The organism is Bacillales bacterium, assembly GCA_035700025.1.
Classification (GTDB): Bacteria; Bacillota; Bacilli; order Bacillales; family DASSOY01; genus DASSOY01.
Genome location: DASSOY010000043.1, coordinates 20,407 through 27,538 on the forward strand (window position 1 = coordinate 20,407; position 7,132 = coordinate 27,538).

Genomic DNA, 7,132 nt, shown 5'->3' on the forward strand with positions numbered 1-7,132 from the left:
ATATTTCGAATTCTCTTCCGTTTAGTGGCTCAACAGTTCTTCGATCATTTGCAGTGCCTCGCCGCATTCCCGTGTCGGATCATGGTCTTCGCTTTCTTGTTCGACGGAGACGCGATCATCATAACCGATTTGTTTCAGCGTACGAACGCATTGCTCAATATCCACAACTCCACTTCCGAGTGCGACGGGATGATGGCTTCCGACTTCCTTTACGTCTTTCAAGTGAACATTGAATAAGCGGTCGCCCATTAATTCCAACGCTTTTTCCGGAGGGAACCCTTGGGTTCCAAACCAACCTGTATCGACACCTGCTCCCAACCAATCGCGGTACGGTTCGATCACTTCAAGAATTTCGTCCGGATGTTTTTCCGGATGATTTTCCACGGCGACCTTGATGCCATATTGTTCGCAATAGTCGTTTACAATCGGTGCGCCTTGTTTTGTCACACCGCTCGTGATTAAATCGATACCGAACATTCGACTCGTCCGAAAACAAAGTTCCGTCCATCGCGGATAATTCAACGGATCGCCTAAATGGCACGTAAATCCGATCATTTCCAGTTCGCTCTTGCCAGCGATCATTTTCATTTCGTCGGCCAAATCCTGTGTCATGAACTTCGGAAACGCATGACCCATCCAAAGCTCGATGCAGCGGAAACCGGCTCCGGCAATTGCTGTGCACAACTGTTGAAATTCTTGCAAACAGAACGTCTCGATTACGCGCCGTTCTGCTTCGCCCCAATCATCCATGGAAACGGAATAGTTCGACGGCTTCGCAAAGTAACTGGCGGTGGCGAGGCCGACCTTCATACACGAACACCCTTTCTTACAAACGCTTACATTTTTTTCTGTTCAAGGTTCTATGTGGTTTTTCTAACGTTTCATGTGGGTTTTTGAATGATTTAAACCGATGGTAAATGAATCACCCAAAATTGTCAATAGCCTTAACTAAAATAATTTTACGAAGATTTTCAGATCGACGGACAACGCTGGATAGACTTCGTTGAAGCCCATCAATTACCTTCTTGAATGCTTGCAACAAGCAAACGAGGAACCCTCTTAATAGGAGTTCCTCGTTTCGATCATGTTTTATGCGGTTGTGTATGGATGGGTTATTCTCGTTCGCTCGCCAACGGAACGTTCGCAAGTACTCTTCGCGCTGCGGATTGAATGATAAAGGCAGGCAGGCTCGCCCCGAATAATACAATCATTCCTGAAAAGTACGGGAAGAAGTAAAAGAACAAAAAAAACATTGCCGTTCCCCCGACCATCGCCAGTGTCGACATGACATGAGACAAGCCGAAGACGAGCGACACCTTCACAGATTGGAAAACGGTTAATCGGAAAGCGGTGTATACTGGAAAAAAATAAAGTGTCGTTACGAGATACAAAAGAAGGACAACGTATACCGCAAGCTGCATCGCGGTTGCTGCGAATCCGTCATGATTCGTCAAAAATCGTACATCCAGATAGAGGAAAAAGCCAATCAAGCCCCATAACAAGCCGAAGCCGTTCAAACGTAAAAAATGATTGCGGTAAACCTGCCAAAATACAGGCAGCACACGAAAGTCGTCCTCTCCCTTCAGCCACTTGCCCAAGACCGAAAACAGCGCCGCAGTTGCTGGAATAACACCGAACAATACAGCCCCGCACAACGAAAACAACAACCAAACAAGATTGGCATAAGCCAACTTCATCGCCCATTCGCACAGGACGTACAGAGTACCGGTAATGTTCTTCACCCTTATCCCCCCTCTCTGCCTTTTATTCGCGACGTTCTGCCTCGTGTTTCGGTTTGAAAAGCGGTTGGAATACGTTTGCAAGGACAAGTCCGAACGCAATCGCTCCTGAAATCAAAAAGACTTGTGCGGCAAGCTCGACGGCTGCATAATAATCATTGCTGACAAAACGGCGCATCGTGTTGTAAGCAACCCCTCCCGGAACGAGCGGAATAATGCCGGCGGCGCTGAAAATAATTACCGGCATTTTGTAAACGCGGGCGAACAATTGCGAAAGGACGGCAATCGCAAAAGCAGCCGCCGCAGTCGAAACGACAATGTTTAACTGAACGACTGACAGGAGGACGTCATAAATGACCCAGCCGGTCATGCCTGCAATTCCGCCAGCGAAAACTGCTCTCCGGGGGACGTTGAACAAAAAGCCGAATCCTGCGGAGGCGATAAACCCGGTAATGAACATGGTCAAATTCATCGAATGTTCCCGCCTTTCATATCCAAGCAATAACGATGGCGATGCCGGCACCAATGGCCGTCGCCGTAAGAAATGCCTCCGCCCCGCGCGACAAACCGGATACGAGGTGACCAGCCATTAAATCGCGAACGGCATTTGTGATGAGCACGCCGGGGACGAGCGGCATGATTGAGCCGATGATAATGAGATCCAACGCCGAACCAAACGACACATATACAAACAAGCGAGCGATTACACCGATGCTGAAAGCTGCAAACAATTCGGAGAAAAAACGCACGTGAAGGCCTTTTTGGAACCGCAAAAACAAATAATAGCCGGTGCCGCCGGTGATGAATGCCGGAGCAGCATCCGACCAACTGCCGTCAAACATGAGCAAAAAAGCGGCGCTCACAAATGCCGCCGCCGACACTTGCACCCACTCCGGAAAAGACGTTTCCGCCTTATCGACGGCCTTCAATTGAGTCAATGCTTCATGCAAAGAAAGTTTTCCTGCGCTGGCTTCCCTTGACACGTGATTCACCATCGCCACTTTGTGCAAATCGTTCGAACGGTCAGTGATGCGGATGAAGGTTGTCTTCTCTTTTGTCCCATCCGCTCCCCCGACCGACAAAATGATGCCGGTCGGCGTTACGAAAGCATGAGACGTTTTCGCCGCGAACGATTGCGCCAGCCTTCTCATCGTATCTTCGACGCGGTACGTCTCTGCCCCGCTCATCAGCATGATTTTTCCGGCCAACAAGCTCACTTCCATCAATTCATCCAACTCGTTCATGGACGTCCTCCCTTCATGACAAAAAGACCAAAGTCCGGGACGGACCTCGGCCTTGACGAATTATTTCAAACCAAATGCCGCGGATTCGAGCACATAATCAATCGACTTAATCATTTCCAACAATCTTTTTCGCCGGGCGTCCTTTTGAAACACGAGGACGGAGGCGGCAATAAGGTTGTCGTAAGTATCGTGGATTTGAATCGGATAAAGCTTGTCCGGTTTCTCCTCTTGAATCCACCGCAACACGAGCGAACGCCATTCGTCCGCCAACTGTTCGACTTTTTCCGCAAAAGGCTTGACTTCTCCGTAAAAGTCGCATTCGTACCCTTCACCTCTCGTCCGCTCGACGAACTGCTTTCTCGCTTGTTCGTTTAGCTGCCGCAATCGTTCAGTCAATTCCAACAAACGCGTCATTTCTTTTTTTTTCACGTTTACCCCTCCGTACTGACCATCGTACCAAATTTGCGGTCACATTACACGAAGGGACGTTTCCGCTGCTTACGTGCCGAAAATACCGACGAGCCACCCGCGCTTACGGTTTTCGCTTTCTTCCAAATGTTGTTCTTTCGCAGGCGCAAAATCGGACAATTGTGCTTCAATCGTCTCCAAGCGATTTTCAACGCGATCGATCGTTTTCGTTAAATCGTCCAATTCATTCCGGTGTTGATACAGTTGTACGGAAACGACTTCGTCCGCTTTTTGCGAAAGTTTATCCTCCAACGCGTGAATTTGCGCAACCATACGGTCCAGTTTTTTTTCAAAGCAGGACGTAGGTACCGTCTCGGAAACTTTCGTTTCCTTTAACGACAAAGTGACATCGTCCATCGACAACCCTTGCGCCAATTGGGTTTTTATCTGCTTTAACGTTTCGATATCTTGCTCGCTGTAGAGCAAATGACCGTGATCGTTTCGTTTGCAAGGCAAATTGAAATGTTTGACCCAACGTTGTATCGTCGAGGGGTTGACATTCAGAGTGTTCGAGACCGTTTTCGTTTTAACGAGCATGACATTCCCTCCGTAAATTTGGATTTAAACAAGTATTCGCCCGCTTCCCTTTGAGTCCCTGCGTTCCAGACAAAACTAGTGCCCTTTCGGCAAAGAAAGTGGAATGATAACAATATCTCAAACGCAAACTACGTACAAAGGGGTGATCTGCATGAAAAATGACGATACGAGAAGAACCGAAACGGAACGCAAAAACGATGTCGAACCGAAAGAGGAAAAAAAGACGGGATACGGCAACAAGAAATTGGAAGGTCCCGATCGCCCTTCCACGTAAGGCAGCGAGCCGCTCGCTGCTTTTTTTGTCGTTGAATAAATGGAAGTTTGTAAAATAAGTACGGTACGTGAAATTTTACTTTCGTAGATTTTGTTTCTTTTCGATCCCCGCTTTACGTTATAATGGTATGGACAAGAAACAATTGCGCAATTCATAGCGTATACGGATCGGAGGAACCCTTGTGAAGTTCAATTATCCGAACGGCAAAACGGTTCGCAAACAGACGGCCACCTACGGGAACCGCGGCATGACGCTTGAAGAAGACATCAATTTGTCGAATGAATATTATGTCACCTGCGGAAAGGCCGTCATCCATAAAAAGCCGACCCCCGTCCAAATCGTCGATGTTGATTACCCGAAACGAAGCGCAGCGGTCATTAAAGAAGCTTATTTCCGCAAACCTTCGACGACCGATTACAATGGCGTGTATCGCGGTAGATATATAGACTTCGAGGCGAAAGAAACGCAGCAAAAAACATCGTTCCCGCTAAAAAATTTTCACGAACATCAAATGGTTCACATGAAACGGGTAATAAACCATGGAGGCCATTGTTTCGTACTGCTCCGATTCGCGGCAAGCGGGGAAGTTTATTTTCTTGATGCTTCCCGCCTGTTGCAGTTCTGGCACGAGCAAAAAGAAGGCGGGCGCAAATCCGTAAAGAAATCGGAAATCGCCGCCTCGGGAGAACTCGTCCCGTGCGGATTCCGTCCGCGAATTGACTATTTGTCGATTGTTGATAAAATGTACTTTGATTCATGAACGAATCTTGAAGCGAAGCTTTGGAAGAGGAGAAAGCTTCTGAAAGGCAGGATTAGCTATGTCCAACGACTATCGTTCACGCCAAGAACGGAGACAAAAGCAAAAAGCGAATGCGAAAACCAAAAAGGATCGGGCTTCGCTCGTAAAAAAAATCCTTCTCGGCTTGCTGCTCTTCATCGGGGCAGGGCTCGTGGCCGGGACGATCGCGGTGTTTGCGATCATTCAAGACGCGCCGACGCTGAAGCCGGCGATGCTCGATACGCCGTTTACGACGACGTTTTATGACCGAAATAACGATCCGATCCCAACCGAGTTCAGCGAGACAATTGAACGTGACAAAGTCGATATCAAAAACGTACCGGAGATGATGAAACAAGCCGTCATTTCTATTGAAGACCGGCGGTTTTACGATCATTTCGGCATCGACGTTCGGCGCATTATCGGCGCCGCCATCGACGACATACGGAAAGGGCGGCTGGCCGAAGGCGGAAGCACGATCACACAGCAAGTCGTGAAACGGTCCATTTTGTCGCCGAAGAAAACGTTCGTTCGCAAAATCCAGGAAGCCTGGTTGGCGATCCAACTCGAGCAGCATTACACGAAAGACGAAATTCTTGAAATGTACTTGAATAAAATTTATTACGGAAACGGCGCGTACGGATTGAAAACAGCAGCCGAGGTGTATTTCGACACGAAAGATCTCTCGAAATTGAACTTGTCGCAAATGGCACTGCTCGCCGGTCTTCCAAACGCTCCATCCGCGTATGATCCTTATGAACATCCGAAAAAAGCGGCTGAGCGGCGCAATCAAGTGTTGGAAGCGATGGTGGAAACCGGCGCCATTTCTGAAAAACAAGCGCAAGAAGCAAAAGCAAAACCGGTAACGAAGCTGCTCGCGAAGAAAGATGAGGATTCGACACCGCCGTATTACGGTGCCTTTCTCGAAGAAGTATTCAAGGAGTTGAAAGAACAAAAGATTGTTACCGACCTGACGCAATTTAAGCAAGGCGGATTGAAGATTTACACGACCGTCGATCCGGAATCGCAAAAGAAAGTTTACAAGTTGCAGCACTCAGACGAAATTCCATATCCCGACAAAAACTTTGATATCGGCGCCGCTTTGCTCGACACGAAAACAGGCGCAATCCGAGCAATCGGCGGCGGGCGCGATTACACAAGTTTTCAGAGCGGTACAAATCGGGCGCTCGACACGTCTAACATTCCAGGATCGAACATTAAACCGATCTTGGATTACGGACCCGCAATTGAATTTCTGAAATGGCCGACAGTTCATCCGATCGTCGACGAAAAATACAAATACCCCGGATCCGATACAGTGGTCGGAGAATGGGACGGAGAATATTGGGGCAAGATGACGATCGAAAGAGCCCTTGCATGGTCGCGAAACGTTCCTGCAGTTAAAGCGCTCGTCGCGACGACGGAAGAGGTCGGCAAAGATAAAGTAAGCGGATTTGTACAGGGGCTCGGCATACCGTTGAAAGATTCGTATTATTACTCGGCTGCGCTCGGTACGATGAATGTTTCTCCGTTGCAAATGGCGGGCGCATACTCCGCCTTTGGAAATAAAGGTGTCTACCATGAACCGTACGCGGTTCGGAAGGTTGTCTTCCCGAACGGAAAAACGGTAGAATTGCATCACGAACCGGAAGTGGCGATGCACGACTATACCGCTTACATGATCACTGACATGTTGAAAGCCGTCGTAAATAAGGGAACCGGTCAAATGGCCGACATTTCAGGCTTGCCCGTTGCCGGTAAGACGGGGTCGACGCAAATCCCCGACAAAACGCAGGAGAAATACGACATTTCTGAAGACGGTTATTTGGACGAATGGTTCACCGGCTACACGCCGGAATTCACGTTATCCGTCTGGACGGGTTACCCGAGCATTACCGATGAAGACGGTAACGTTCAGTTCATTCGCTTCGGCGAAGGCATCGACGCTACCGATTTAGCGAAACTGTACTTCAAGAAATTGATCAGCGACATCTCGAGCAAAGACGTCGAGGATTGGGAAATGCCTGATTCCGTCGTGAAAGTAGCGATCGAGAAAGATACGAGAAAACTGCCTTCCGAAAATACGCCGGAA

At 48.4% G+C, this 7,132-nt stretch carries 9 protein-coding genes; 3 read left to right on the plus strand and 6 right to left on the minus strand.

The window, feature by feature from the left end:
* Window positions 1–21: 21 nt before the first annotated feature.
* The 6 genes from VFK44_07065 to VFK44_07090 form a co-directional block, all read right to left on the minus strand.
* Entirely contained in the window at window positions 22–810 is a 789-nt protein-coding gene (locus VFK44_07065) for a sugar phosphate isomerase/epimerase family protein (GenBank protein HET7628132.1), read from the minus strand.
* A gap of 302 nt (window positions 811–1,112) precedes the next feature.
* Complete coding sequence (locus tag VFK44_07070) at window positions 1,113–1,742, minus strand: DUF624 domain-containing protein (GenBank protein HET7628133.1); 630 nt, start codon at window positions 1,740–1,742, stop codon at window positions 1,113–1,115.
* Window positions 1,743–1,764: 22 nt separating this feature from the next.
* Window positions 1,765–2,211 (minus strand): threonine/serine exporter family protein, encoded by a 447-nt coding sequence (locus VFK44_07075; protein ID HET7628134.1) that lies wholly within the window; start codon window positions 2,209–2,211, stop codon window positions 1,765–1,767.
* A gap of 16 nt (window positions 2,212–2,227) precedes the next feature.
* Window positions 2,228–2,983 carry a threonine/serine exporter family protein gene (locus tag VFK44_07080; GenBank protein ID HET7628135.1) on the minus strand — a complete coding sequence of 252 codons (756 nt, stop codon included), beginning with the start codon at window positions 2,981–2,983 and terminating at the stop codon, window positions 2,228–2,230.
* A gap of 60 nt (window positions 2,984–3,043) precedes the next feature.
* The gene (locus tag VFK44_07085) at window positions 3,044–3,412 is read right to left on the minus strand and encodes a YppE family protein (GenBank protein HET7628136.1); all 369 of its coding nucleotides are present in this window, start codon (window positions 3,410–3,412) and stop codon (window positions 3,044–3,046) included.
* Window positions 3,413–3,481: 69 nt separating this feature from the next.
* Window positions 3,482–3,988, minus strand: a complete 507-nt coding sequence (locus tag VFK44_07090) for a MerR family transcriptional regulator (protein HET7628137.1) — start codon at window positions 3,986–3,988, stop codon at window positions 3,482–3,484.
* A 151-nt stretch (window positions 3,989–4,139) separates the two neighbouring features.
* On the opposite strand from VFK44_07090, the gene VFK44_07095 reads away from it, so the two are divergent.
* The 3 genes from VFK44_07095 to VFK44_07105 form a co-directional block, all read left to right on the plus strand.
* Entirely contained in the window at window positions 4,140–4,262 is a 123-nt protein-coding gene (locus tag VFK44_07095) for a hypothetical protein (protein HET7628138.1), read from the plus strand.
* A 181-nt stretch (window positions 4,263–4,443) separates the two neighbouring features.
* Window positions 4,444–5,022: a Holliday junction resolvase RecU gene (recU, locus tag VFK44_07100; protein HET7628139.1), complete on the plus strand. Its 579-nt coding sequence runs from the start codon at window positions 4,444–4,446 to the stop codon at window positions 5,020–5,022.
* A gap of 58 nt (window positions 5,023–5,080) precedes the next feature.
* On the plus strand, window positions 5,081–7,132 hold a 2,052-nt coding region (locus VFK44_07105), incomplete at its 3' end, for a PBP1A family penicillin-binding protein (GenBank protein ID HET7628140.1).

Excerpts from the sequence above, each read along its gene's own strand:
- VFK44_07065 (HET7628132.1), bottom strand. The coding sequence starts at position 810 with ATGAAGGTCGGCCTCGCCACCGCCAGTTACTTTGCGAAGCCGTCGAAC.
- VFK44_07075 (HET7628134.1), bottom strand. The coding sequence starts at position 2,211 with ATGAATTTGACCATGTTCATTACCGGGTTTATCGCCTCCGCAGGATTC.
- VFK44_07080 (HET7628135.1), bottom strand. The coding sequence starts at position 2,983 with ATGAACGAGTTGGATGAATTGATGGAAGTGAGCTTGTTGGCCGGAAAA.
- VFK44_07090 (HET7628137.1), bottom strand. The coding sequence starts at position 3,988 with ATGCTCGTTAAAACGAAAACGGTCTCGAACACTCTGAATGTCAACCCC.
- VFK44_07095 (HET7628138.1), top strand. The coding sequence starts at position 4,140 with ATGAAAAATGACGATACGAGAAGAACCGAAACGGAACGCAAAAACGAT.